The organism is Pseudoalteromonas luteoviolacea, assembly GCF_001696455.1.
GTDB lineage: Bacteria > Pseudomonadota > Gammaproteobacteria > Enterobacterales > Alteromonadaceae > Pseudoalteromonas > Pseudoalteromonas luteoviolacea_C.
Genome location: NZ_MAUJ01000004.1, coordinates 46,641 through 73,479, shown reverse-complemented (window position 1 = coordinate 73,479; position 26,839 = coordinate 46,641). Strand labels below are relative to the sequence as shown.

Sequence of the window (26,839 nt, the reverse complement as noted above, 5' to 3'; positions counted from 1 at the left end):
CACACACTAAGGTAGCTAACAATTTACGTTAAGGGATCCAATCCTGCATCGCACTTAAGGTAAATTCTATCCCGTCAAAATCAAATAAAGCCTGCTCTGGTGTGATCTCTACAATCGTCAAAGCACCTAGGTTATCACCTTCATAAAGCTCACGATTATTGAGTTTAATCCAGCGCTTTTCAGGCTCTGTGGCATAGATGTGTGCCTGATAACGCAAAGAGGGAATGCTATTTTGCAATCTGGGAGGCAACAATTCAATCGGTGTTGCGTTGGCGGTACCACGACTACTCGACACCACATCACCATCCGCATTCTCCTCACGATAGCTTGTAGGTTGTGTCTCTGCCACGGCTTGAGCAAAAGCTTGCTTAAGCTCGTCTGAAACGCCCTCTAGCTCTTCATCTTGTTGTGCCTCCGTAGATGTATTACTTTGACCGGTGGAATTTAATGGCGCACCCACAACTCGGTATTGTCCCATATTTTGATTATTCATCGTTGTCATAGGTTGCTGCGCATATCCCATCGTAGGCTGAATTAGCTGTTGGTTTGGAACAAATTGCTGCATTTGAGGGACCTGACCCTGCACGGGGACATTCAACACCTGACCTTGACTGTTTACAGGCACTAACTGCTGTGAATATACAGCGCGGCCACTGGCATCGAAGCCGACCTGTACAGACATCCATTGATAGCTCATTTGATTGTTTACGCCAGCGTTGAACTGTGGTTGCATCTGAACAGGTACCTGTGCTATCACCTGCTGAGGAGTTGGTTGCACAGCGACAGTCGATACCGGTGTCGCCGTTGCAGGTGTCGCGGCTGTGGATACTGGCTGCACCGTTGCAGCTGGCTCTTCTTTAGGTAACTGCGCCGCGGTATTTTCACTCTCAGTTTTTACATCTGAGGTCTGGGCTGTCGGTTGCTCTAGAGATGATCCCGACTGCACTGACTGACCCACCAAATAACCCGCACCTAATGCGCAGACGGTAAGAAGTCCCCCCCCTAATCCCATGCTAAGACGTTTGTAAAACGCCACTTGTGCACTTTGTCGCGCCTGCACATAATCTTGCTCAGACTTTGATTGTTGTTGTGATTGTTTTAATGCATTGACAAGATAAGACATAGTGCACCATTAAAATAAAAATGAAAGGCCAAAGCCGCAAGCAAACATCGCTGCAACCCAACCGGAAACCAAAGCGGGCATGTTAAGTGCTCTTTTTTGGTGCTCTGGGATGAGATTCAGGGGCAGTGCTTCTTTAGCTGCTTCTTGGGCTATTTGTTTACTCACTTCTTGTTGTTGAGCAGAATAAGCGCCTAATAGACAGCGATCAGCAAGCAAGTTTATCAATCTCGGGATCCCTGCTGTAACCTGATGAATATACTGAATAGATTGATCACTAAATAAGTTCGTATTGCACCCCGCTTTATTGAGCCTGTGCTTAACATACGAAAAGACCTGCGATTCAGTCAGCGGTAATAAGTGATATCGCGCGGTGATCCGTTGCGCAAGTTGTCGTAGCTCATTGCGCTGTAATAATTGCTGTAGTTCAGGTTGTCCCACTAAAACAATCTGCAGCAACTTTTTGTGATCAGTTTCCAAATTAGTCAATAAGCGCAGTTGCTCAAGGACTTCAGCCGCCAAATGCTGTGCTTCGTCAATAATGAGCATCGTGTGCCCACCTTGCTCGTGGTTTGCTAGCAACCTTGCTTTTATCACATCAGTTAAAGACTTTAGTGTGGCTTCTTTGGCATCGTACTCAATGTTTAGCTCATCACAGATACTGGCAAGCAGTTCCATCTCTGATAATGCAGGGTTCAATACAAATGCAACCTGCGTTGATTCAGGTAGCTGAGCTAACATGCTGCGGGTTACCGTGGTTTTTCCCGTTCCCACTTCCCCTGTTAGTAATACAAAGCCGCCAGCGTCCCCAAGCCCATAGGTTAAATGTGCCAATGCTTCTTTGTGGCGATCACTTAAAAACAGAAACTCAGGATTCGGCGCAATTGAAAACGGCTTTTCCGTTAAACCAAAGTAGCGTAAATACACGATATGTCTCTTTATTGTTAGAATGCTGCCTATAATGGCAAAAAATCACTTTAAGTTAAAACATTGTTTGCTTAATCGCCCCTGAATTTTTCATTAATTTAGGAACAAACATTTTAAACTCAAGATGATAGTGCCATAGTAGATTATTAACAAAAGATGTAATTAGGATGGCTATGAAGGTGTACTTGGTAGGGGGGGCAGTTAGAGATAAATTGCTCGGCCGACCCATTTTAGAGCGAGATTATGTGGTTGTTGGTGCCACAATAAGAGATATGTTAAAGCTTGGCTACCAACAAGTAGGTAAAGACTTCCCCGTTTTTTTGCACCCACAGAGCAAAGACGAACACGCGCTTGCCCGCACAGAACGTAAACAAGGGCAAGGCTATACCGGATTTATTTGCGACTTTGCGCCAACAATTACATTAGAAGATGATCTGATCCGTCGCGATCTGACCGTTAACGCGATCGCTGAAGATGATCAGGGTAACTTAATCGACCCCTACAAGGGGAAAACCGATCTCGATAATAAGATCCTGCGTCATGTCAGTAGCGCATTTAGCGAAGACCCGCTGAGGGTCCTGCGTGTTGCAAGATTTGCTGCTCGCTATGCATATTTAGGGTTTTCCATTGCAGACGAAACCACTCAGTTAATGAATAATATGGTTGCTGCGGGGGAGCTTGAAACGCTGACAAAAGAACGTGTTTGGATGGAGATAGAGAAGTCTCTTAAAGATGGTGCCATTCAGATATTCGCAAATGTGCTTTCCGATCTAGATGCCCTCCCCTTTGTCACTCCTTGGCTAAGTAATTGGGATCGCAACAAAGCGTCTGCTGTATCAGAGCAGTTGGCGCGTTTAGATCAGAATGCCGAAACCTATCTGAGATCTGCGTTTAGCTTGTGGCAGTATCAAGCAGACCTCAGTGACTACAACTTGGAACAAGACTATAAGATCCCAAGCGCCTATGCTGATAGCTTACGCGATCTACAAGCCAACTTACCGCTTGTCCAATCAAAGCGCTGGTGCGCAGAAACCATCATGAAAGTTTTCAATCAGTTGGACGCTTGGCGGCGCCCAGAAAGATTAAGCGTATTTATCAATAGCGCACGCGTCATCGACGATACCTGCACAATCAGAACCAAGTTAATGGAAAAAGCCTACGAGGCTTGCAAAAGTGTAAAAGCGCAAGAGGTTATTACACTTGGGGCTAAAGGACCAGAGATAAGAATCGAAATGGATAAACTGAAATTAAAAAGAATTGAAGCACTTTTAGCAATATAAGTGCTCAATAGTCTGAGTTGGTTATCTCGCGCCAGCTCAGATTAAATCTGGATACAGTAAAAATAAAGTTTATCAAACATCACCAAAAACAATCCACATCTACACAATTGTAATTTCATACACAGACATCTCTTTATAAATTACAAAAAACAAAGACATCAAAAAATTATTATCACTAAGCAGCAAAAGAAAATTTTAATATTAAGAAAGTAAAAAAGAACAAGTCATGAAATTAAAATCAACAAAAACAAAAGTTAAAGAACTTTAAAACGATAAAAAACTAACTAAATGGCAAACTAATGCAATTGGTTTCAGAAATACAATCGGAGAGCCTGGCGCAGTTAAGTGCCAATATTATTAACTTTTTTGGTAGATTTTAAAAGCCACCCTAGCAGCCTACCATTTTAGAAAACATAAATATCATTTCTATCACCCACTAGTTTTAAGATATAAAAACCATAAAACCAGCCCTTAGCCTGAATTATATTTAATGCTATAAACACAATAAAAATGAATTCGCCGTCGGTAAAATCTAAACTTATTCACTAAACAACTTTTTAAAATATAAGTTCTTAGTTATAGACTTATCAAAACTCAGCCTGCCACATTTATATACATAAACCTTGTACCGCTCGATTGAGTAGCAAAACCTCTATACATATAGGATGTGTTTAAGGAAAGTAGATCAGCGTATCACCCTGCGAAAAAGTTTAGACTGCAACTTGAGATGTATATGCAACCTCCAACAAAGCAACTAAAAAGCGGTTTCAAAACTCTCATTTAAAGCGCTTGTTATCGTGGCTGGAAAACTCACAATATGGGGGACCGGATTATCAATTAGTACATTCACAGAAGTTGATAGGCTGTGTATTGTATCCTCGTAGATCATTAGCTCAAAGCCTAACCTTTAATCAATTACGTGCTAAAAGCCCCACCATCAAAGCAATAAGCCAATTAAATAACCCTTAATATCAATAATATAGTAAAAATCACTAAAGAGATAAAAGAAAATTTTACCTTACAAGATCCCGCAATAAAACCTTATATGGATATCACATATAAAAAGAGGCAATAGTAAAGGGAAGTTTTTTTAAAAAATTAATGTTTAACAACACAAAACAAAAATCGGTCCAAATCTAAAAAGAGCAATTGATCAAAAAAAACAACAAACACAACCCCATAAAAAATACACTTCCCCTTCAATCACTTGATTAAATTCATTTTAAGTAAACACACTAATGCAAAAAAACCAAAATGCATGAAAGTAAAAATTTCACACAAAAAAACTAAACAAAAGAAAAATAAGGGAGAATTAGCCCTGTTGCTAATTTAGACACTGACAGATAACATTTTAACGTTGGAGAACGAAAGGTAATCATAGAATTAAAATCCAACATTTAATTCAAGGATGTCGAAACTAAAAATTAAATAGTGAAGGCATTTTATTTAATTATTTAAATGGAAATTAAACGTGAAAAACACCCTTTATATTTTACCCTTTGCACTCACCTGTGCAGCGGCTTCCATACAGGTATCGGCCACCGAGCAATATGAAAGCTGTAATGCAATTCTCGCTCATAACGCGCTAAATGCTTATGAAAACACCATGTTTTTCAAAACAAAGATTGCGCTAAAAAAGTGGGTTTGTAGTTCAGATTTCAGCTCTGATGATTCTGCGCGTAATTTAGCTAAAGATGCAGCACGCATCTTCTCCGTTGATGGACATGTGGGTGGCCTCAACAATTGGAAAAACAATAACTGCTCTGAGGATGACAAATCATATCAAGGTAGTAAGGCAACGCATGCTCTGATTCAGTCAGTGAGTCTCAGCACAGTAAATGCGTGGTCTCAGTGTATGCAGCAAGTCAATAACACCCCCCTCACCTGCCATGCGACTCAGGTAAACGACTTACTTGTCGTGAATATTGATGCTCAGTCAGTCGACGGCCAGCTCGTGGATGTAACAACTTACACAAACAACCTTACTCTTGAATTGAGCGATCCGGCAGCTGCCGAATCGACGGTCATAGAGCCCGGTAAGTTAAGTATTAAGTACCGACTAAATGACAAAAACAGTGGCGCTTATTTTGAGTTAAATGGTCAAGATAATAGCCAACCAGTGTCTTGTTCATACGAAATTCCAACACCTGCAACACTCGATCCTGAAGCCTGTGAAGTATTTCGTAAGCAGTCTTTTTTACAAGGTAAAATCTCAGCACGCGAATACGATTATATGAAAGAGCATGACAAAGTGCCTGTATTCGACTTCGAAAATGGCCGCTTTATCGCCATGTATAGCTGTAAAGACTTTCTATAAATAAGGATATGAATATGAAAACGCAAATTTTGGTGCTTTCTGCCTGCGCCACATTCTTCGCAAGTATGTATGCGGTAGCCGCTGTAGACCCTGTTATTGTTAAACAACGATGTGAAAATGACTCTCTTGCGCCAGCGCCTGCAAGAGGTCGAACAGATTGGGCATTGGAGTGTCGTATTATTACGCCTAGAACACATGATTTCTATGTGAATGACGACTATGGCAACCCTAAAGCTAGGCCACAATATCCCTCATTCACTAAGACAAACGATTACACCAGTTTTTGGATTGCCCCGACATCAAAAACTGCTGGGTGTAGCGTAAGATCTGGTTATTCGGCCACCATAACTTGTACAGCTTCTTGTTATACCCCAGATCAAAAACTGCTATTCGCAGAAGGGGAGCTGACTATCTATGATGCATTTACCAGAAAAGTAAGTAAAATTGTCACTTTAGATGATGATGCAAGCCTCGATAATATCACGTATACGGTGAGAAACGTGCATGCATATAGTGAGTCTGTTGTTGATGTTTTACATGAGATCTTGGTCATAAAAACAAAGAATGGCGGCTCTTTAAAAGTCACACCTAATCACCCACTAATCATATCGAATGGGCAAATGAAAAACGCCGAAGATATCCAAATCGGTGAATCTCTAATTGCCGAAAATGGTGACTTTGACGAAATAACGTCGATTGAAGAAATTGAGTTCTATGGCAAAGTGTACAATGTAGAACCAAATTCAAATGGTGAACACGAAGTCATTTTGAATGGCCAAATTGTTGTAGCGCAAGGTTTCTTATCAGGGTCTATGTATTATCAAAATACGGGCTTTGGCTATGTAGATAAATACGTCCTGCGAGATAATATACCCGATGACTTAATTTAACATTTTTTCTTATACTTAAGTCTAATCATAAGCCCTGGTTTATTGCTAGGGTTTATAAAGATTCACACTTTCAATTTATATCTACATAAAAGTTAAGGCATATTATTTTAGCATCAGCTATTATTGATGGTAACTTTCTTAACCCTGCCATATAAACACCCCTTTGAACTACACCTATGATAATCACTTTTATTGATACCTTTTCCAAAAAAATCATCTCTATGACAGTGACTTTGATTAATATCCATAAAAAGTGATTTAAATGATGCAATCAACGTTCTTTTGACCCACATCAATGAACATCAATTAAATTTATATCTTCGAAAATTTGAGCATTTACCTTACCGTTATGGAAGCGCATATTTACATCTATAACAGCAAATACACTTAACATTTATAAACTCACTTTCAGTTCTATGGTGTATTTTCTTAACTTACAAAGACATTACCTAAAACGATGAAAACCTCATGTTCAGTGATGCATAAAATAAACCACAATCCCTTTGCATATAACCAGCCAACTCACGTCTCTCATAAAAAACAATTCAATAAGAGTAAAAATAAAAATAACCAACTTTAATTCATTTTTACAATGTCAAAAACATCATGCCAATAGCCATACAGATTGCAAAATTATAAAATTTCAAACCACATATATGAATTTATAAATTTTTTACTACCAATATCCTGAACAAAAAAGAAAAAACCGCAAAACTCATTAATAGAAAAAACAAACAACCACAGTGAAACAATAAAAAAATATTCATGCCAACCAACACATTAAGAAAAACAAAGTCCTGAACAAAACAACAATATATAAAAACAAAAAACCAAAAACATAAATCACAAAGTAAAAACATCAAAAAAAGCTAAATAAACCAAAAAAACTTCAAAAAAACAGTATTGCCAAAACAAAAACGCATGGTTACCATTTTCCTCGTTGGTATTTAGGTGCAATAAAAATGCATTTAACCAACAAGGAAATCAGGGGTGTCGGCATTTGAACAACCCAAAAAATAATGCGCGACATTTAAGTTTTTAAGTTTATATATGGAAATTAATCGTGAAAAATAAACATTATGTTTTACCATTTTTATTATCCGCTCTAGCTGCATCTGTTTCTGCACAAGCGGCTGATCAATATGAAAGCTGTAACGCTGTTCTTGCTGGTGGTGTATTCGATAATTACGAAGAAACCTTAAACTTTGAATCTAAAATCGCACTTAAAAAGTGGGTATGTAGCTCTGAGTACAGTAAAGGCGATGCAGGTGGCAATCTATCTTTAGATGTTATCGGTATCTTCACCCTTGGCGGCGGTGGCGGTAACGTCAAAGAGTGGAAAAGAGAAAACTGCTCTCAAGACGATATGTCATACGAAGGAAGTAAAGCATCACACGTTCTAATCCAAAAGGCGAGCGATACAATCGTAAATGCTTGGTCTCAGTGTATGCAGAACAAGAACAACAACACATTATCTTGCTACGCGAAAGAAACACACGATTCATTATTGATGAAAATCGATGTGCAGTACGGTAGCGGTAATATTCAAAACACCGACATAGTTGGTACTAACATGACTGCTGTCAACCGCATACCTACTGAATTATGGCCGGGTGAAACAAGCATCAGATACACCATTAACGATAAAAGCCGAGAAGCTTACTTCGATTTGAATGGTAATACTGACTATAAGAACGTTTCTTGTTCTTACACAGTACCTAAAAAAGCAACTATCGATGCTAACGCATGTGAAGTATTCAGAAAGCAGTCTCTTACTCAAGGCAAAATCTCTGCTTATGACTACAACTATCTACGTGACTATGACCTAGTACCTCTATTTAGCAGCCGTCACGGTGGCTTAATTGGTAACTACCCTTGTTCATTGTTCACTAACTAAAAAGGACTTTTACGATGAAAGTAAAATTATTAGCCGCTTCTGCAGCACTAATTCTTGTATCAGACTTTGCATTTGCGCTTGACCCAGTTCGTATCGAGCAACGTTGTGAAGATGATTCAATCAATACAACTCAAGGTGTTGGTCGTAACGACTGGGCATTACAATGTAAATATATTTCAGCACGTACATACGACTACAACATCAATGATGACTGGGGTAACCGTCGTTCACGCGTTTACTACCCAAGCTTCTACAAGCCAGGCAACTTTGATTCATGGTACCGTGCTCCAGTAGTTAAAGGCGCAACGTGTAACCGTGGCGCTTACACAGCGATGATCACGTGTCTTTCTTCATGTTACACACCAGATCAAAAGCTACTATTTGCTGAAGGCGAGCTTGCTATTTATGACGCATTTTCTCGTCGCGTTAGCCGTATCGTAACCCTAGATGACGACGCTAACCTAGACAACATTTCTTACACAGTACGTAATGTTGATGCTTACAGTGAATCTGTGCGTGACGTTGTTCACCGTATCCTTGAGATCAAAACACAAAACGGTGGTTCTTTAAAAGTGACACTTAACCACCCATTGATCTTATCTTCAGGTCATATGAAAAATGCTGAAGATATCCAAGTTGGCGATGCTTTAATTGCTGAAAATGGTGAGTTCGACGAAATCACTTCAATCGAAGAAGTAGAATTTTTCGGTAAAGTTTACAACGTTCGTCCTGATTCAGACAGCGAAAACGGCGTGATCTTAAACGGTCAAATCGTAGTAGCGCAAGGCTTCCTTTCTGGCTCAATGTACTATCAAAACACCGGTGCTAATCACGTTAACAGATTATTGTTACGCGATAGCCTACCAAATGATTTGATCTAATTGAATTAAAGCAGGCTTCGGCCTGCTTATTAGATTGGAGGTTAATTTGAAATCATTTGTGAAAATATTGGTAGTAACCGTTGTTGCGTTAGCGATTTTTGTTTTCGTTGGGAAGAGTGAAAACGAAACCGAAGTGTCAGTGGCTGATACAACAACAAGCAATGCCAAACAAGCAGAGCAATTAGAAGAAATACAAGTATCTTCTGATACCCCTGCTTCTGAGCTTGCTGTAAATAATGAACTTGCAGACGCTAAAGTTGACACCTTAATTCGTGAAAACCGAATTGAAGAAAATAAACTTGAATGGCGAAAAGTCACTCCTGAATTTAAAGAGTTCATGGAGTTAACGAATAAGCCCTTAATGAGCATCGCTGATAAAGACAGACTCTCTCAACTTATGTATGAAACAAAATTAGTTGAGGCTAGTCGAAAAATTTTACTTAGAGATGTGAATGAAAAAGAGCTCGATCTCGTTCACGAGAGAAAGCGCTTAGATGCTATTGAGTATCTTACAACGGTGCTTGTTGGTAAGTACAACTCGCCTCAGTTAGATAATGCAAAAGACCTCGCTTTGGAAGCGCTTTATCATGACAACGTTAAACCAGAGCAAGATACTGATTTAAAGAGATCTCTTGTCGGTGACAAGGTCGAACTAGGTATGGTGTTAGCGGTTTATCACGAAGACGCATGGGAGTCTTATAAAGAAAATGCGACCCACAGTGATAAACAAGCAAAATTTGTAGAATACGTAGATCAAATGGCGCTAGTAAAAGCTGAACAGCTCAGCAACAACGCGCTCAAACTAGCACAAAGACTGAAAAAAATTAAGGAAGAATAATGAAAGTCAAGATTCTTACATTAATGGGCTTACTGGCATTAAGCTTAAATGCAGATGCAAGTATTTCTAGAAAAGACAAACGCTGTCAAATTGATGACAAACTTACAGCTTCACAAGCGAAAGCTCGTAATGATTGGGCTCGTCAGTGTGGTCATATTAGTCGCGCAACATATAACGACTATATGTATAACCAAGATGGCACAATGAAAAGCACACCCAATTATAATAGCTACCACAAACAGTATGATTTCTACAGCTGGTTTAAAGCACCTACGAATGCAGGCGCGAGCTGTAATTTAGGTCAGTATACAGAAGCACTTACTTGTACTGTGCTTGCTGACACTTCATTACCAAGAGAGCAACTGCAGCGTTGTGAAGACTTTAGACTGCAATCATTTATAGAAAATAGAATTACGGCCTATGACTATGAGTACTTAAAAGCAACAGAGCAGGTACCATTATTCTCTAGCCGAACACATAAAATGATTGGCTATTATAGTTGCTCTGAGTACAACTAATATAGTTTATGGTGCAATTTTAATTGCACCTTTTTAAATGGATTTAATAAAATGCGAACAATATCAAAAATATGCATTATAACTAACATCATACTTTTACAAGTAAGTAGCGCTTCATATGCATTACCTATTGAGCAAGTTCAGCACCTCTGTAGCAGTATCAAGCAATTTCACGACCAAGCCAAAAGCTTAAAAGTTGAGGAAGTATATTGCAAACATATGTTGCTAAGCGCAGACAGATTATATACATACCCGGAATCAAACAAAGCTCGATTTAAAGTGATTTACAACCCGTATTACCATTTAAACGGGCATAAAAAGTCGTCTATGGTGCCCGTTTCTTTTATTAAAACATCAACTTATTGCAGTACGTTTTCGAATATTAACAACACAGGTTGTACCCACTTGGCTGTCAGCTTGCCCGACATAAACTTTGCTCCCAACTCAGAAAAAGCCCTCACACTACAGCGTGATTTCATTGCACATTCAAAGCTTGTCAACGAAGGCCCTAAGCATACTAAAGGTATCTCGCCTCAACCGGCACTTGATTCAAAACTTGGCTTAACTATTCGCTATTGAAGCCTAAAATGAGATCACTACAGGTTTTCCTATGACACTTAAATCATATATTCTCATAATTATAAGTATATTGATTATATTAAGTAATCCATCATACGCACTTCACCCAGAACAAGAACAGGCAATGTGCCGCAACGACCACTTATCGCATAATCAAGCGGCGCAAAGAAATGCATGGGATGTTTATTGCAAGCATATCTCCCCCCGCACCTATAGATACAACCTGTATGCTGATAATGGCGATATTAGATATAAGCTGTACTACAGCACCTATTACAACCCGGAAGATCCAACTCAGCCATTTTCGATATCAACACATTACAAAGCAAGCTGCGACCGACATGAATTCACAGCCCGCGTAGTGTGTCGCTCCGCAATGATAGAAGGATCGATACCTGGACCTGATCAAATTCATGTTTCCTATCCATATGCGTACGTTACTGACAGTAACAACACTAAATTTAAAAAATAGAGGACTTATGAACATGTTAAGAACGCGCATAATGATACTGACAGTCTTACTTGTTACGTATTGTGGCCATGTTCATGCCCAAAGTAATGCAGACGTCATACAACGCTGCAAGGCTGATGCTTTGACTTTCTTCGAAGCTTTAGGGCGAAATGACTGGTCTTTACGTTGCGGTTATATTTCAAGTAGAACATTCGACTACTATATGTTTGATGACGTGGGGAATATGCGCCATAGAGCACTCTATGATACCTACTATCGGCCGGGCAAACTCAGCGATTGGTTTTCAGCTCCAAGACAAAGAATGGTAAACTGTGAGCGCCATGGCTACACCGCGTCCCATGTTTGCACTTCTGGCAATGCGTTTATGTCTGCACCATTGCTGTTCGCTCCCGGTGAATTGGCCGTTTATGACGCCTATACCCAACAAGTGCAACAACTCATCGTTGTTGAAGACAGTGCGACACTCGACAACCTGCACTATCGTGAACAAACTGTCACCTTACAGAGTGAAAAATCGTCAGTCGAGCAAATCAACATCGTCACCCTTCATACCCAAAGTGGTAAATCGCTCACGGTGACTCAAGACCATCCGTTACTACTCTCAACAGGCATTTTAAAAAGCGCGAGATACTTAAGCGTACAAGATACCCTCATAGACCAATATGGAGAGTTAGATAGAATTGTGAATAAAACGACCTCTCAAGTCAGTGCACAGCTATATAACACACAAATAAACACCGTAAATGCGCAAGCGACTAAACTAGACCAAATTGTTGTTACTCAAGGGTTTTTATCCGGTTCTTTGGTCTCTAATGGCGTTCAGAAAATGGGCAAGCGATTAAGCCTTCGTGACAAGATACCTCTGACTTTAACCGCATCGGATTGATATATGTGACCTATTTGGCATTGAAAATAGATCTGTGCAGTGTGTGACGTCAAGAACCTCATAATTGCTCGCCAAATAACCACTGAGTTTCTGCTTTGAACTCAGCCCCATTGTGCTTTTATTCACAAAGAAAGGAATAGAGCAAAGAAAACATCTTTACCGTGCGTAATCATTATTATCAATAGAAAGTAAGCAGTTAATTTTATTAAAAATTTTATATGAGGTTGAGTACATGGTGTTATTCATGCCTCTGATAACGACACAACACCAAAGGAATTGATTATGATTAGAATAAGTGCCCTTGCTATTACGGCAACCTCACTGCTTATGCTCAGTCAAACCGCGCAGGCAGTGAATCTCTCCCTCATAAAAAAACGATGTGGCATTCAAGACTCACTGGACGTTTTTGCAGCACTCGGGAGAAACGCCTGGGCTCTAAGATGCAAGTATTTAAGCCCAAGGACATATGATTGGTTCGTAAATGATGATTTTGGCAACAAACGTTCACTCCCATACTACCCGTCGTTTACAAAACCCGGAAATTTTGCCGATTGGATTGCCGCGCCTAGAGCCAAAATGGCCAGCTGTGAGACCCATGGTTATAGCCCATTAATCAGCTGTGTGTCTAACAAGAACTTTGACACCTCGCCATTTACATTTGCCTCTGGCGAGTTCACCATTTACGATGCCTACACTCAACAAGTACAGCAATTGGTGGTTGTTGACGAGCAGGCGACGCTCGATAATCTGCATTATCGCGAAGATACGGTCTCAATCACTGCAAAGAAAGCGCCTGTACAACAAATCGACATGATGACGATCCACACCCAAAGCGGTAAAACCCTACGCATTACTCAAGATCATCCACTGTTGCTTGCAGAAGGTATATTAAAAAATGCCCAATATTTAAATACACAAGACACCTTAATTGCACACGATGGGGGACTTGACCAAATCACCTCGATAACAACTTCGACCGTCACTGCACAGCTATACACTACGCAACTCAACACCCTTGACGCGGCACGTAAAGGCAAAACCCAATTGGTGATCACGCAAGGGTTTTTATCTGGCTATCTAGCTGACAATGGCGAATTGGATATGGGGCAACGTTTAGTATTGCGAGACAGCCTCCCTGAAACGCTTCTACGTTAAACACTCTGACAAAATAGCATCACAGTTCATGCTATTTGTAAAACAATCGTCAAGGAATGAAAAATGATTCACCCATATAACAGGAAAATGCTAATCACTTTGTTGGCAGCTTTCAGTGGCCTTTCTTATGCAGGCTACCCGACTCCGATTGAATTAAAGAAACGATGTGATATTCAAGACTCACTCACTCCTTTTGAAGCATTAGGTAGAAATGATTGGTCCTTACGGTGTAAACGTTTAAGCCCGAGAACTTATGATTTTAATGTCAATGATGATTACGGTAATAGGCGCACACTCCCATACTACCCGACTTATTCGAAATCTGGTAACTTTGCCGACTGGATCGCGGCCCCGAGAGTGAAAATGGCCAGTTGTGACAACCATGGTTACAATCAAATGTATCACTGTCGGTCGATCAGTCACTTTGACAGCGCTCAGCTCCTTTTTGCCCCGGGAGAGCTCACCGTTTACGATGCCTACACCCAACAAGTGCAGCAGTTGGTTATTGTAGACGAGCGAGCCACACTCGATGATCTGTACTATCGCGAGGAAACGGTGTCAATCACCGCAAAGAAAGCACCTGTGCAACAAGTCGATGTAATAACGATCCACACCCAAAGTGGTAAAACCTTACGTGTTACCCAAGACCACCCACTTTTACTTGCAGAAGGGATATTAAAAAATGCCCAATACTTAAGTACGCAAGACACCTTAATTGCACAAAATGGGGAACTAGACAATATCACCTCAATAACAACGTCGACCATTGCAGCACAACGCTACAATACGCAACTCAACACCCTAGATGCCGAGCACCAAGGTAAAAGCCACATAGTGATCACGCAAGGGTTTTTATCTGGTTATTTAGCTGACAATGGTGAGCTAGAAATGGGGCAACGTTTGGCAATGCGTGACACGCTCCCCTTATCTTTGATCGATTAATATCGGTATAGCACGGTAATACGGATGCATTACCGTGCTCTTTCCAAACATTTGTAATTGAACGCACTCAGTATTTAATTGCTATAAAGCGCGCATGGATAGTGCCCGATTAGATTGCCATCTTTGGCACTAAAGAGTGGTACCTGATCGGTATCTTTCAAATAGCCATAATCTCGCTCTGAAAGCTTTCCTTGTGCCAGTGACTGTGCGCGTAGCACCTCACAAGCATTGGCATCGATCGTCGGCTTCAGCGGAACATCATAAGTACAGGAGACATTCTCATTGTGAACATGACCACTCAACTCAAAGTGCGACTCACTATTCACATCATCAATATTAAAGTTCAGATTCGTTACTCCAGACTCTAGTGTAGTTGGCACACTGTCAACGGCTGTTAAGTTGGTCGTAATGATATCTGTATTGAGCAACTGACCCCCATCTGCGGGCACATTAATTGTCAGCACAACAGACTGTGGGTTATCTGACATTGTTCTGTCTTTCTGAGTTGCATAGCATGCGAGCGCGCTGGTATTTTGCATGCATAGCGTCCAAGCTGAAGACGCTGATTCACTCGCATTTTGTAGCAATACATGCGATGACTTGCTGTCGGCAAAATTCTTATCATCTTCTGAACAATAGGCGGTTTTCCATTCATTTAGCGCTAAGTCGTGGTTCTCTAGTGAAAATATATTACTGACACTTTTCGTGAACTCCGCATCTTCAATTGTTGGTGTACTACAAAGCCACTTTTTCAGTGCAATTTTCGACTCAAAATTCTTATTCTGGGTATAGATATCTAACACATCTCGAGCAAGTTCACTGTTACAACTCGCATAAAGACTTGGGGATTGCGCTGTGCGTTTGACTTTTACACTGAAGATATCTGTCGCTGTAGCACCATCATCATCGGTGACAACCAATTCAATTTCGAGCGTTTCATCCGCTTCAAGCACCGGCGCGGTAAATGACGCATTCGCTTTATCTTTATCACGAATGGTTACGCCATAGCCTGATTTTTGTGACCATTGGTAACTCGCGATACTGCCATCAGCGTCACTTGCAGCGCTCACTAAGCGAACCTCTGCGCCAGCCTCTACTTCTGCTGGAGCAGATATCGAGACAGTTGGTAGCTCATTTTCTGGGACTGTACGCTTGACCTTAATGCTGAATGTATCTAACGCGGTCCCACCGCTGTTATCCGTCACAAGCAGTTCAAATACCAGTGTGTCATCGGTGTCCAGTACTGGCGCAGTGAATGAAGCACTCGCTTGGTCTTTGTCTCGAATGGTGACACCATAGCCAGATTTTTGTGACCATTGATAACTCGCAATGCTGCCATCGGGATCACTTGCAGAGCTGCTCAGACGTACCTCTGCTCCGGACTCTACTTCAGCTGTCGATGAGATGGCTACGCTTGGCAGTTTATTTTCTACTCTTTTGACGGGTTCACTTGTCGTCCCATTACTACTGCCACCACATGCAGACAGCAAACTAGTGAGTACGACGCTAAACAAAATAAGCTTGTGTGATTTTCTTAAATTTAAATTAGACATTATCGAATCATTATCCTTGATTTCTCTACAGAAAATATCCAGATAGCTTTGTAGTTTTCGCCCAAAACGCAACTACAAAGCTGCTCTTATCCAAATTAATAACTATTCTTGCTTATATAGTGCACAAGAAATTGTGCTTGGTGTTGCGCTGCCACCATTGCCCTGACTAAATACGGGCACAACATCAAAGTTTCTATAGTGAATATATTGGATTTCCGTGATTTTCTCTTGCTCAAGTGCTTGCTGCCTAACCAACTCACACTCATCGGCCTCCACTTGCTCAGGTGAAGCCATGCTGTACGCACAGCTGTGCTCTGCACCTTGGTTATCAACACCACTCACCTCAAAATAGGCGCTGGAAAGGGCATTATCACGCTGATAACGCAGCTGTGTTTCACCTGAGTTAAGGGTGGTAGGTAGTGCATCAACATTCGTTAAGTTGTTAGCGTAAATAGAACTCACGACAAATTGCCCTTGTTCAGGCTTGATATTAATGTGCATTAACACTGAGTCTTGCTGTTCTTTTGCGTAGCAAACTAATGGATGATCACTCGTCTCCTGCATACACTGAACCCAATTTGAAACCGCGTTATCACCCGCTACTTGGATCAGCGAATGCGCAGCACGACTGACACGATATGACTTATCTTCAATAGAGCAATGTGCCTCTTTCCATTCCTCAACGGTACTAATACCACCATCGGCAGAAAAAGTATTTACAATATCTTGTTGTAACTGTGTGCCAATATCACTTTGTGCGCTACATAACCAATTGATAAGTGACGCCTTTGATGTTACATCCTGCGTGCTTTGAAAGTCAGTATGTACAGCGCTCGCAATGTCTACATTGCAGCGTTTATAAGTCAAGTACGCTCTCGTTTTCGGGCTAATGGCCGCTTTCACCGCAAGGCTAAATGACGCCGTCGCTTTACCCCCTTTGTCGTCGGTAACAACCAGCTCAAACTCTAAAGTGGTATCCTCTTCAAGTACCGGTGCACTGAATGACGCATTCGCTTGATCTTGGTCTCGAATAGTGACGCCATAGCCTGATTTTTGTGACCACTGATAACCCACAATCTGTCCATCAGCATCAGTGCTAGAACTGACCAAGCGAACTTCTGTACCAGGATTAACGGAATCTGGAGCAGAAATAGCGGCATTCGGTAGTTTGTTTTCAATTGTCGGAACCGCTCGTTTTATTTTAACGTTGATCGTATCCGTCGCTTTCCCACCTTTGTCATCTGTAACAATAAGCTCAAACTCTAAGGTTTCATCAGCATCCAAAACCGGGGCTGTAAAAGAAGCGTTCGCTTGATCTTTATCTCGAATCGTCACCCCAAACCCTGATTTTTGTGACCATTGGTAACTAGCAATGGTCCCATCTGTATCGCTGGCTGCGCCTAATAGGCGTACTTCTGCCCCGGATTCTACTTCAGCAATAGAGGTTATAGTGACATTGGGTATTTTATTCTCATCACGCGTAGGCGTGTTACTTGATGAACTACTGCCACCACCACAGGCGGACAATAAGGTGATCAAAGCAGTAGCAATGAGCGTGTGTTTAAATGAAAAGTATTTTCTAGAGTTTACAAGAGTCATGACAGCCGAGTCTCCTAATGGCTTTAAACAACAGCTCGAACAAATCCTTGACTCCTAATTGGGTAGATATCGCCCGAGCAAACATATTCCTTTGTATCCGATTTTAATACACAAAATAATTACATTCAATTCACAAAGCACTTGTATTCGAATTAAACCTACTTACTCCCGCTTCCATCACATAAAAATCTTACTTTCTGCCCACACCTTATAATTCAAACGCATATATGTGTCCTATTTCGCATCATTGTTCAGGCGAGTGCCTGGCTGTTAAACCGAGTTGCTTGACGTATGGTGATTGGGCCCCGGTCGTGATGATTGCATGAGCAATTTCTGCGTGTATTGAGTCCAGAGTAAACACGACAAGCTAGGGTTGACTGGTTGCAGGCTAAATATAAAAGCCACTGCTTTTGGGAGAAAACAAAAAACCCGGCTTATCGCCGGGTTTTTTCAATTTAAAAAGAAGCGTTAATTACTTCTTCTTAACTGCTTTTTTGTTTGGAAGGTCAGTGATTGAACCTTCGAAGATTTCAGCAGCTAGACCGATTGACTCGTTCAGTGTTGGGTGAGCGTGGATAGTTAGTGCCACGTCTTCTGCGTCTGCACCCATCTCTACCGCTAGGCCGATCTCACCAAGCATTTCACCTGCATTGATACCAACCATTGCACCACCGATAACGCGGCCTGACTCTTTATCAAAGATAAGTTTAGTTTGACCTTCAGTACGTGCTGAAGCGATTGCACGGCCAGATGCTGCCCACGGGAATACCGCAGTTTCAATCTTAAGACCTTGCTCTTTCGCTTCTTTCTCAGTGACACCCACCCATGCAATTTCTGGATCTGTGTAAGCGATTGAAGGGATACACTTAGGATCGAAGTAGTGTTTCTTACCAGAGATAACTTCTGCAGCAACGTGTGCTTCGTGTACCGCTTTGTGCGCAAGCATAGGTTGACCAACGATGTCACCAATCGCGAAGATGTGATCAACGTTTGTTTTCATTTGCTTGTCAGTGTTGATGAAGCCACGCTCGTCAACTGCAACGCCCGCTTTGTCAGCGTCAAGTAGCTTACCGTTTGGCGTACGACCAACAGCAACCAATACTTTGTCGTAACGAACTTGGCCTTCAGGTGCTTGCTTGCCTTCGAATGAAACGTAGATACCGTCTTCTTTCGCTTCAACAGCAACTACTTTTGTAGAAAGCATTACGTTGAACTTGTTCTTAACGTACTTCTGGTAAACCTTGATGATGTCTTTGTCAGCAGCAGGTACTAGCTGATCAGCAAATTCAACAACGTCGATGTCTGAACCTAGCGCACGATAAACAGTACCCATCTCAAGACCGATGATACCACCACCTAGTACAAGTAGTTTGCCAGGGACGTCTTTAAGCTCAAGTGCACCCGTTGAATCAATGATACGCTCATCTTGTGGGATGAACGGAAGGCTTACAGGCTGTGAACCAGCTGCGATAATTGCATTGTCAAACGTCACTGTCTTAGTGCCGTCAGCGCCTTCAACAGCGATGGTGTTAGAACCGGTGAATTTACCGTAACCGTTAACTACGTTAACTTTACGCATTTTAGACATACCAGCTAGACCGCCAGTAAGTTGACCGATTACAGACTCTTTCCAAGTACGGATTTTGTCTAAATCGATTTGTGGAGCACCGAAAGTTACACCGTGAGAAGCCATTTCAGCTGCATCGTCGATAACCTTAGCGACGTGAAGAAGTGCTTTAGAAGGAATACAACCTACGTTCAAGCAAACACCACCTAGGGTATCGCGAGATTCAATCAATGTAACATCTAAACCTAGGTCTGCTGCACGGAATGCTGCAGAGTAACCACCAGGACCACCGCCTAGTACAACAACTTGAGTTTTGATTTCGTTGCTCATGTTATTACCTTAACTATTATTCGAACGGGACTCTACTCAACTGAGTATCCGCACCCAATTTGCCTGCCAGTCGCCAAATTAGGACAAAACCAACAGAGAGAGTTTTTTGTGCGCGAAAGTGTATCATTCGCACTCACTAATGTCCCGTCCAATTATCAGACAGGACACTAAAAATACAACAAAACCGCACAACCTAGGTTGGGCGGTTTTGATTCTTCTTACATCACTAGCTGACGAATATCGCTCAGGTAGTTTGCAAGTGTCACAGTAAAGCGTGCTGCCAGCGCACCGTCAATGACACGGTGGTCGTATGAACAGCTTAGCGGCACCATTAAGCGCGGCTCAAATTCTTTACCATTCCATTTCGGTTTCATCTCAGACTTAGACACACCTAAGATAGCCACTTCTGGTGCATTCACGATTGGTGTGAATGAAGTACCACCGATACCACCAAGGCTTGAGATTGTGAAACAACCGCCTTGCATGTCAGCAGCAGTCAACTTGCCGTCACGTGCTTTCTTAGAGACTTCCATCAGCTCGCGAGAAAGCTCGATAATGCCTTTTTTGTTCACGTCTTTGAATACAGGAACAACCAAGCCGTTTGGCGTATCAACTGCCACACCGATGTTCACGTATTTCTTCAGAATTAGGCTCTCACCATCTTCTGAAAGCGAAGAGTTAAACGTTGGGAATTCTTCAAGTGCTTTTGCTGCGGCTTTCATCACGAAGACCAATGGTGTGATCTTCACGCCCATTTTCTTCTTCTCTGCTAGTACATTTTGCTCCTTACGGAACGCTTCTAGCGTCGTGATGTCTGCTTCATCAAACTGTGTAACGTGCGGGATTTGTACCCAGTTACGGTGTAGGTTTGCACCAGAGATTTTCTGGATGCGAGATAGCTTCTTCTCTTCAACTTCACCAAATTTGCTGAAGTCTACTTTTGGCCAAGGAATTAGACCAAGCTCACCACCACCCGTGTTACCACCTTTAGACAGCTGACCAGATTCAACTTGCTTAACAAGCTCTTTCACATAGTTTTGCACGTCTTCTTTAAGTACACGGCTCTTGCGGCCTGTACCTTTAACACGCGCTAGGTTTACACCAAACTCACGTGCCAGACGGCGAACAACTGGTGAAGCATGCGCATACTGATCATTCGCAACAAAGTCATCTTTTTGTGCTGATGCCGGTGCTACTGCCGGAGCTGGTTTTGCTGTAGGAGCCGCTGTTGCTGGCGCTGCTGTTGGTGCTGCAGCAGGTGCTGCTGCCGCTGGAGCACTGCCCGCAGTTTCAAATACGAAGATTAAAGAACCGGTCGATACTTTATCGCCCGCGTTTACTTTGATCTCTTTTACAGTACCTGCAAATGGTGCCGGTACTTCCATAGAAGCCTTGTCGCCTTCTACTGTGATAAGAGACTGCTCTTCTTCGATTGAATCACCGACTGATACCATGATTTCAGTGACTTCAACTTCGTCACCACCAATATCAGGAACGTGTACTTCTTTTGCTTCAGCTACCGTCGCTGGTGCCGCCGCTGGCGCAGGTGCTGCTGCAACAGGTGCCGCAGCTGGCGCGCTGCCTGCAACTTCAAATACGAATACCAAAGAGCCTGTTGACACTTTACCGCCAACTTCCACTTTGATTTCTTTAACAGTACCTGCAAATGGTGCTGGTACTTCCATAGAAGCCTTATCGCCTTCCACGTTTAAGATTGACTGATCCGCTTCAACCGCATCGCCCACTGCAACCATAATCTCTGTAACTTCGACTTCGTCGCCACCGATATCTGGTACGTGTACTTCTTTAAGCTCTGCAGCAGCTGGTGCCTCAGTTGCGGGCGCTGCAGCAGGAGCAGCAGGCGCTTGTGCCGCAGCCGGTGCTTCTGCACCCGCCGCGTCAAAAATCATAATCAAAGAGCCTGTTGAGACTTTATCGCCCTCAGCAACTTTGATTTCTTTTACCGTACCAGCAGCAGCTGCGGGTACTTCCATTGAAGCCTTATCGCCTTCAACTGTGATCAATGACTGATCCACTTCAACCGTGTCACCTACGCTTACTAGGAGCTCGGTTACTTCAACCTCATCGGCACCAATATCTGGAACATGAATTTCAATTGACATGTTTTTGCCTCTTATGCGTACAGTGGGTTAGCTTTTGTTGTGTCGATATCAAATTTCTTGATAGCGTCAGCAACAACTGATTTTTCAACCTTGCCCTGTTGAGCAAGTTCGTTAAGTGCAGCAACAACCACATAACCTGCGTTCACTTCGAAGTGACGACGTAGGTTTTCACGGCTGTCTGAACGACCGTAACCGTCAGTACCTAGTACCTTGTAAGAGCTGCTTGGCATGAATGCGCGTACTTGATCTGCATAGTTCTTCATGTAGTCGGTCGCTGCAATCGCTGGAGACTCACCCAGTACAGTTGAGATGTAAGGTACTTTTGCATCCGCTTCTGGGTTAAGCATGTTGAAACGCTCTGCATCTTGACCGTCACGAGCCAGCTCGTTGAATGACGTCACAGAGAATACATCTGAACCAATGCCGTACTCTTCGCTTAGGATTTCACCCGCTTTACGCACTTCGTTCAAGATCGTACCTGAACCCATAAGTTGTACGTGCGCTTTCTCGCCTGCATTTGACTCAAGCTTGTAGATACCTTTACGGATACCTTCTTCAGCGCCTTCAGGCATTGCCGGCTGGTGATAGTTTTCGTTCATCAGCGTTAGGTAGTAGAACACGTTTTCTTGCTCTGGACCGTACATACGACGGATACCATCTTGCAGGATAACTGCAACTTCAAATACGAACGTTGGGTCGTAAGAAATACAGTTAGGAATAGTACCCGCTTGAATATGCGAGTGACCATCTTCGTGCTGTAGACCTTCACCGTTTAGCGTTGTACGACCTGCTGTAGCACCTAATAGGAAACCACGTGCTTGTTGGTCACCCGCCATCCACGCCATGTCGCCAACACGTTGGAAACCGAACATAGAGTAGTAGATGTAGAATGGGATCATCGGTAGGTCATTTGTGCTGTATGACGTTGCAGCAGCAACCCATGAAGACATTGCACCTAGCTCGTTGATACCTTCTTGCAGTACCTGACCTGATGTTGCTTCTTTGTAGTAAGAAACGATGTCACGGTCTTGAGGCGTGTAGTTCTGGCCATGCGGGTTGTAAATACCGATTTGACGGAATAGACCTTCCATACCGAAAGTACGCGCTTCATCCGCAATAATTGGTACGATATTTTTACCAACACCCTTGTCTTTCAACAAGATGTTTAGTGCACGTACATAACCCATTGTGGTTGAGATATCACGCTTTTGCTCTTCAAGTAGCGGCTTGAACTGATCTAGTTGAGGTAGTTCAAGTGCTTGTGTGAAGTTAGGCAGACGCTGCGGTGTGTAACCGTGTAGTGCTTTACGGCGTGCGTGTAGGTATTCGTACTCAGCCGTACCTTCTTTAAGCGTAAGGTAAGGCAGGTTCGCGATTTCTTCGTCAGAAACAAGATCTTCAAGACCTAGGCGTGAACGTAAGTGCTCAACGCTAGACATATCCATCTTTTTAACTTGGTGTGCAATGTTTTTACCTTCAGCCGCTTCACCCATGCCATAACCTTTTACAGTTTTAGCTAGGATAACCGTTGGACGGCCTTTTTCGTCTTGCGCTGCTTTGAACGCTGCGAATAGTTTCGAAGGCTCATGACCACCACGCTTCAACGCGAAGATCTCTTCGTCGGTCATATCAGCAACAAGTGCTGCTGTTTCAGGGTAACGGCCGAAGAAGTGCTCACGTACATATGCACCGTCTTTTGACTTATATGTCTGATAGTCACCGTCGATTGTTTCATTCATTAGTTGTAGCAACTTGCCCGTTGTGTCTTTAGCAAGTAGCGCATCCCAACCTGAACCCCAAACAACTTTAATGACGTTCCAGCCAGCACCTTTAAATAGACCTTCAAGCTCTTGAATGATCTTGCCGTTACCCATTACTGGGCCATCAAGACGCTGTAGGTTACAGTTGATTAGGTAACAAAGGTTGTCTAGCTTTTCACGCGCAGCAAATGAGATTGCACCACGTGATTCTGGCTCATCCATCTCACCGTCACCTAAGAACGCATATACGCGCTGCTCGTTGGTCTCTTTAAGACCACGGCCTTCAAGGTACTTAAGGAAACGTGCTTGATAGATTGAAGCAATCGGGCCAAGACCCATAGATACAGTCGGGAACTGCCAGAATTCAGGCATTAGTTTAGGGTGTGGGTATGAAGAAATACCTTTACCGTCTACTTCCTGACGGAAGTTATCTAGTTGTTCTTCAGTTAAACGCCCTTCAACAAATGCACGCGCGTAGATACCAGGAGAAATGTGACCTTGGTAATAAACTAAGTCACCACCGTCTTTTTCATTCGGCGCACGGAAGAAATGGTTAAAACACATTTCGTAGAAAGCAGCCGATGACTGGTAAGACGCCATATGTCCACCAAGCTCTAAGTTTTTCTTAGAAGCACGTAGAACAATCATGATCGCGTTCCAGCGGATGATAGAGCGAATACGACGCTCAACGGTCACATCACCAGGGTAAGCTGGTTCTTGATCCGCAGGGATAGTGTTCACATAGTTAGTCGTGATACCAGTCGGCATGTCTACGCCATCCAAACGAGCTTGTTCTAACACTTGCTCTAGTAGGAATTGCGCGCGTTCAACGCCTTCTTCTTTTACGACTGACTCAAGCGCTTGCAACCATTCTTGGGTTTCTAACGCGTCAACGTCAATTTTATTGACCTCAGACATATGGAGTGTTCCTTATGTTTAAAATGCAAATTTATTCAATGCGCCTACGGCGCAATCAAGCACTATGCGCTTGATTTTGCTAAAAATACCGAATTTACCTAACTTATTGTTGTTTAGTACGTCTCAGACTTCGCTCAATACGAGAGCGCTCTCTGCCCGCCTCTAATAATGCTTCTTCAATGAAGGCAAGGTGTGCGTTACTCGCAAGCCTTGCCTTTTCTGGGTTACCTTGAATAACAGCATCCATCAACACCGCTCGATGCTGCGCTAGTTGCTCACTAACGTCTGACTTTTGCACCAATACGGTTAAGTTCTGCAATACATTTTGCTCAAGTAATGTTTGCATTCCGCGTACTAAGTGTAACAACACCACATTATGTGACGCTTCTGCTACAGTGAAATGAAACGCGTTAATTGCCTTAGCTTTGAGAGTCAAATCATCCTCAACTTTGGCAATATTGTCATAGCTTTGCTTAACTTTTTGCATGTCATTATCTGTGCCACGAAGCGCAGCATAGTAGGCTGCTATACCTTCAAGCGCATGACGGAATTCTAACAAGTCAAATTGAGATTCAGGGTGCTTACTGATCAAATCAAACAGCGGATCAGTCAGTCCTTCTTCCAGCTGGTTTTTTACATATGTCCCACCGCCTTGACGACGTGTGACTAACCCTTTGGCTTCTAACTTTTGAATGGCCTCTCGCAAAGAGGGGCGTGACACTTCAAACTGCTTAGCTAGTTCTCGCTCAGGAGGTAGCTTTTCACCAGGTAATAATGACCCTTCTAAGATCATATTTTCCAGTTGCTCTAAAATCACATCTGACAGTTTTGCAGCTTTAATTTTCAAAGACATTGATAACACGCCAATTTGGGTTGTATCCACCAGCAAAGCCTCAGCACTTCCATTGGTTAACTGTAAGTACTTAAAACTTGGCAATATTTACTTGAAAATTTAGTATATTTTGACCTGTTAGGTAAATTGGTCATACCAAATTTGAACAATAAGTTATCAAAATCAAGCGGCGCTGTCAAAAATCCACTTTTTCATCAATTTGAATATCCTTTTTGCGCGTTCATTCAGATTAAACTTTATACAATTAAAATTGATTGCAAAGAAAAATAAAAATGGTCAGACCAGATGGATTGGGAAACTTTTAAGTACGTAGAAAGAAGCTGAAAAAGCATTAATCTAAGTCGGGGATCAAAGGCCGCACTATTTCAGTCACGTCTTTACAATGTACAATAGAGACAGCCTGACTTTTTCAGAAAACAGGCTGTTATATTTCACTCAGTTCGTGTCGATGCTAATGACCGCAAAAATGTCACACCGCTGAGTTAGTCACACGCGGGCTGTTCAACCAAGACTTGCGATGCAATTTGACTTAACGCACCTTGTTGCTCAATGCGAAGGATTGTATTGGGAATAATTGAAATGGGCCCTGTATCTACTCGCTCTGCGGTGATTATTTCACTGAAGATTAAGCTGCTCAGTAACAGACCAGAGGGTGCGCCATGGTTGCCATCAGCAGTATGAAAAGGCACCTCAGGCATATGCTGTATCGCCGCATCCCAAGCTAATCCTATTGGCGCAACACAGCTCGCCTGTTTACTGGCGATACCTTGATGAATCCCCATAATATATTCAGCTTCTTGAGTTCGGCCTTTTTGTGGGTGCTCTGGAAATAAAATGGGGGTGATCCCCAAACCTTTTGCCATCGCAATCCATTGTTGCGTTGCTTGGGTCGAATACAAAACAGTGCCCGACTGGGAGTATTTTTGGCCCTGAATAATTAAGTGTGTCCACTTCCCTGATTTAAGCTTTGTCTGCACCGCAGGGTTTTCATATAGGTCATCCGTAAACCCAAACCCTAGCGCCTCGACAGACACCGACTTTTCCGGAGCATAATGCTCAATCGTATCTTGAAGATAAGGGACTAACGCAGCAGCATGACTATTGCCAATCAGCGCGACGGAGTATGCCTGCGCATCATGGTTATCAGGTATCGGTTTATTGTCCACCAAGTCCACAGATTCTATTGGCGGTTGTTTTTGTGCTAAATCTGAGCCTGCATCACCACCACAGGCAGCAAGCAACATAGCGAAAGTAATTAATATTGTGTACTTCATCACGATAGTTCTTCCATTTACACATCTAATACATCTGTATTTGCATATAATTTGCACAAAGTGAGGCCGAGGTCAATCCATCATGCCCAAAACATAGATTGGTGAGCCACACTTGAAGAGGAGCCAATCTATGCCGCCTCTAACCTAAAGCAAGTGCAAT

General features: G+C 42.5%; 21 protein-coding genes. 12 read left to right on the top strand and 9 right to left on the bottom strand.

Annotated features, from left to right (window positions below; genetic code table 11):
* Nucleotides 1-28: 28 nt before the first annotated feature.
* Nucleotides 29-1,123 carry a general secretion pathway protein GspB gene (locus A7985_RS13340; protein WP_065790964.1) on the bottom strand — a complete coding sequence of 365 codons (1,095 nt, stop codon included), beginning with the start codon at nucleotides 1,121-1,123 and terminating at the stop codon, nucleotides 29-31.
* 9 nt (nucleotides 1,124-1,132) lie between these two features.
* On the bottom strand, nucleotides 1,133-2,047 hold the full coding sequence (locus tag A7985_RS13335) for an ExeA family protein (protein ID WP_065790963.1): 915 nt from the start codon (nucleotides 2,045-2,047) through the stop codon (nucleotides 1,133-1,135).
* 173 nt (nucleotides 2,048-2,220) lie between these two features.
* Here A7985_RS13335 and A7985_RS13330 point away from each other — a divergent pair, with 173 nt between their 5' ends.
* From A7985_RS13330 to A7985_RS13275, 12 genes are all read left to right on the top strand, one after another.
* Nucleotides 2,221-3,327 (top strand): tRNA nucleotidyltransferase, encoded by a 1,107-nt coding sequence (locus A7985_RS13330; RefSeq protein ID WP_065790962.1) that lies wholly within the window; start codon nucleotides 2,221-2,223, stop codon nucleotides 3,325-3,327.
* 1,471 nt (nucleotides 3,328-4,798) lie between these two features.
* Nucleotides 4,799-5,644 carry a hypothetical protein gene (locus tag A7985_RS13325; RefSeq protein ID WP_065790961.1) on the top strand — a complete coding sequence of 282 codons (846 nt, stop codon included), beginning with the start codon at nucleotides 4,799-4,801 and terminating at the stop codon, nucleotides 5,642-5,644.
* A 14-nt stretch (nucleotides 5,645-5,658) separates the two neighbouring features.
* Nucleotides 5,659-6,534: a Hint domain-containing protein gene (locus tag A7985_RS13320; protein ID WP_065790960.1), complete on the top strand. Its 876-nt coding sequence runs from the start codon at nucleotides 5,659-5,661 to the stop codon at nucleotides 6,532-6,534.
* A gap of 1,063 nt (nucleotides 6,535-7,597) precedes the next feature.
* On the top strand, nucleotides 7,598-8,431 hold the full coding sequence (locus tag A7985_RS13310) for a hypothetical protein (RefSeq protein ID WP_065790958.1): 834 nt from the start codon (nucleotides 7,598-7,600) through the stop codon (nucleotides 8,429-8,431).
* Between the two features lie 14 nt (nucleotides 8,432-8,445).
* Entirely contained in the window at nucleotides 8,446-9,312 is an 867-nt protein-coding gene (locus tag A7985_RS13305; RefSeq protein WP_065790957.1) for a Hint domain-containing protein, read from the top strand.
* Nucleotides 9,313-9,358: 46 nt separating this feature from the next.
* Nucleotides 9,359-10,150, top strand: a complete 792-nt coding sequence (locus A7985_RS13300; RefSeq protein WP_065790956.1) for a hypothetical protein — start codon at nucleotides 9,359-9,361, stop codon at nucleotides 10,148-10,150.
* The gene (locus A7985_RS13295) at nucleotides 10,150-10,668 is read left to right on the top strand and encodes a hypothetical protein (protein ID WP_065790955.1); all 519 of its coding nucleotides are present in this window, start codon (nucleotides 10,150-10,152) and stop codon (nucleotides 10,666-10,668) included. Before A7985_RS13300 ends, A7985_RS13295 begins: the two co-directional genes overlap by 1 nt.
* A 51-nt stretch (nucleotides 10,669-10,719) precedes the next feature.
* On the top strand, nucleotides 10,720-11,247 hold the full coding sequence (locus A7985_RS13290) for a hypothetical protein (protein WP_065790954.1): 528 nt from the start codon (nucleotides 10,720-10,722) through the stop codon (nucleotides 11,245-11,247).
* 31 nt (nucleotides 11,248-11,278) lie between these two features.
* Nucleotides 11,279-11,719: a hypothetical protein gene (locus tag A7985_RS26270; protein ID WP_141685364.1), complete on the top strand. Its 441-nt coding sequence runs from the start codon at nucleotides 11,279-11,281 to the stop codon at nucleotides 11,717-11,719.
* A gap of 7 nt (nucleotides 11,720-11,726) precedes the next feature.
* Nucleotides 11,727-12,605 carry a hypothetical protein gene (locus A7985_RS13285; protein ID WP_176716743.1) on the top strand — a complete coding sequence of 293 codons (879 nt, stop codon included), beginning with the start codon at nucleotides 11,727-11,729 and terminating at the stop codon, nucleotides 12,603-12,605.
* A gap of 282 nt (nucleotides 12,606-12,887) precedes the next feature.
* Nucleotides 12,888-13,760: a hypothetical protein gene (locus A7985_RS13280; protein ID WP_065790952.1), complete on the top strand. Its 873-nt coding sequence runs from the start codon at nucleotides 12,888-12,890 to the stop codon at nucleotides 13,758-13,760.
* Between the two features lie 63 nt (nucleotides 13,761-13,823).
* Complete coding sequence (locus tag A7985_RS13275) at nucleotides 13,824-14,702, top strand: hypothetical protein (RefSeq protein ID WP_065790951.1); 879 nt, start codon at nucleotides 13,824-13,826, stop codon at nucleotides 14,700-14,702.
* Nucleotides 14,703-14,776: 74 nt separating this feature from the next.
* Here the strand turns inward: A7985_RS13275 and A7985_RS25800 are convergent, their stop codons facing one another.
* The 7 genes from A7985_RS25800 to A7985_RS13240 all read right to left on the bottom strand — a co-directional run bounded on the left by A7985_RS25800 (nucleotide 14,777) and on the right by A7985_RS13240 (nucleotide 26,679).
* Nucleotides 14,777-16,255, bottom strand: a complete 1,479-nt coding sequence (locus tag A7985_RS25800; protein ID WP_081310567.1) for a PKD domain-containing protein — start codon at nucleotides 16,253-16,255, stop codon at nucleotides 14,777-14,779.
* Nucleotides 16,256-16,357: 102 nt separating this feature from the next.
* Nucleotides 16,358-17,854 (bottom strand): PKD domain-containing protein, encoded by a 1,497-nt coding sequence (locus A7985_RS13265; protein WP_065790950.1) that lies wholly within the window; start codon nucleotides 17,852-17,854, stop codon nucleotides 16,358-16,360.
* 472 nt (nucleotides 17,855-18,326) lie between these two features.
* Nucleotides 18,327-19,751, bottom strand: a complete 1,425-nt coding sequence (gene lpdA / locus A7985_RS13260; RefSeq protein ID WP_023400801.1) for a dihydrolipoyl dehydrogenase — start codon at nucleotides 19,749-19,751, stop codon at nucleotides 18,327-18,329.
* 218 nt (nucleotides 19,752-19,969) lie between these two features.
* A complete protein-coding gene (gene aceF, locus A7985_RS13255) occupies nucleotides 19,970-21,874 on the bottom strand; it encodes a pyruvate dehydrogenase complex dihydrolipoyllysine-residue acetyltransferase (protein WP_065790949.1) in 1,905 nt (634 codons plus the stop codon).
* A gap of 11 nt (nucleotides 21,875-21,885) precedes the next feature.
* A complete protein-coding gene (gene aceE, locus A7985_RS13250; protein WP_065790948.1) occupies nucleotides 21,886-24,552 on the bottom strand; it encodes a pyruvate dehydrogenase (acetyl-transferring), homodimeric type in 2,667 nt (888 codons plus the stop codon).
* A gap of 103 nt (nucleotides 24,553-24,655) precedes the next feature.
* A complete protein-coding gene (gene pdhR / locus A7985_RS13245; RefSeq protein WP_063373269.1) occupies nucleotides 24,656-25,405 on the bottom strand; it encodes a pyruvate dehydrogenase complex transcriptional repressor PdhR in 750 nt (249 codons plus the stop codon).
* 482 nt (nucleotides 25,406-25,887) lie between these two features.
* On the bottom strand, nucleotides 25,888-26,679 hold the full coding sequence (locus tag A7985_RS13240; protein WP_065790947.1) for a hypothetical protein: 792 nt from the start codon (nucleotides 26,677-26,679) through the stop codon (nucleotides 25,888-25,890).
* Between the last annotated feature and the right edge of the window lie 160 nt (nucleotides 26,680-26,839).

Coding starts and splice junctions, on each gene's coding strand:
- A7985_RS13340 (WP_065790964.1), bottom strand. CDS start 1,123: ATGTCTTATCTTGTCAATGCATTAAAACAATCACAACAACAATCAAAG.
- A7985_RS13330 (WP_065790962.1), top strand. CDS start 2,221: ATGAAGGTGTACTTGGTAGGGGGGGCAGTTAGAGATAAATTGCTCGGC.
- A7985_RS13320 (WP_065790960.1), top strand. CDS start 5,659: ATGAAAACGCAAATTTTGGTGCTTTCTGCCTGCGCCACATTCTTCGCA.
- A7985_RS13305 (WP_065790957.1), top strand. CDS start 8,446: ATGAAAGTAAAATTATTAGCCGCTTCTGCAGCACTAATTCTTGTATCA.
- A7985_RS13295 (WP_065790955.1), top strand. CDS start 10,150: ATGAAAGTCAAGATTCTTACATTAATGGGCTTACTGGCATTAAGCTTA.
- A7985_RS13290 (WP_065790954.1), top strand. CDS start 10,720: ATGCGAACAATATCAAAAATATGCATTATAACTAACATCATACTTTTA.
- A7985_RS26270 (WP_141685364.1), top strand. CDS start 11,279: ATGACACTTAAATCATATATTCTCATAATTATAAGTATATTGATTATA.
- A7985_RS13285 (WP_176716743.1), top strand. CDS start 11,727: ATGAACATGTTAAGAACGCGCATAATGATACTGACAGTCTTACTTGTT.
- A7985_RS13280 (WP_065790952.1), top strand. CDS start 12,888: ATGATTAGAATAAGTGCCCTTGCTATTACGGCAACCTCACTGCTTATG.
- A7985_RS13275 (WP_065790951.1), top strand. CDS start 13,824: ATGATTCACCCATATAACAGGAAAATGCTAATCACTTTGTTGGCAGCT.
- A7985_RS25800 (WP_081310567.1), bottom strand. CDS start 16,255: ATGTCTAATTTAAATTTAAGAAAATCACACAAGCTTATTTTGTTTAGC.
- A7985_RS13265 (WP_065790950.1), bottom strand. CDS start 17,854: ATGACTCTTGTAAACTCTAGAAAATACTTTTCATTTAAACACACGCTC.
- lpdA (WP_023400801.1), bottom strand. CDS start 19,751: ATGAGCAACGAAATCAAAACTCAAGTTGTTGTACTAGGCGGTGGTCCT.
- aceF (WP_065790949.1), bottom strand. CDS start 21,874: ATGTCAATTGAAATTCATGTTCCAGATATTGGTGCCGATGAGGTTGAA.
- aceE (WP_065790948.1), bottom strand. CDS start 24,552: ATGTCTGAGGTCAATAAAATTGACGTTGACGCGTTAGAAACCCAAGAA.
- pdhR (WP_063373269.1), bottom strand. CDS start 25,405: ATGTCTTTGAAAATTAAAGCTGCAAAACTGTCAGATGTGATTTTAGAG.
- A7985_RS13240 (WP_065790947.1), bottom strand. CDS start 26,679: ATGAAGTACACAATATTAATTACTTTCGCTATGTTGCTTGCTGCCTGT.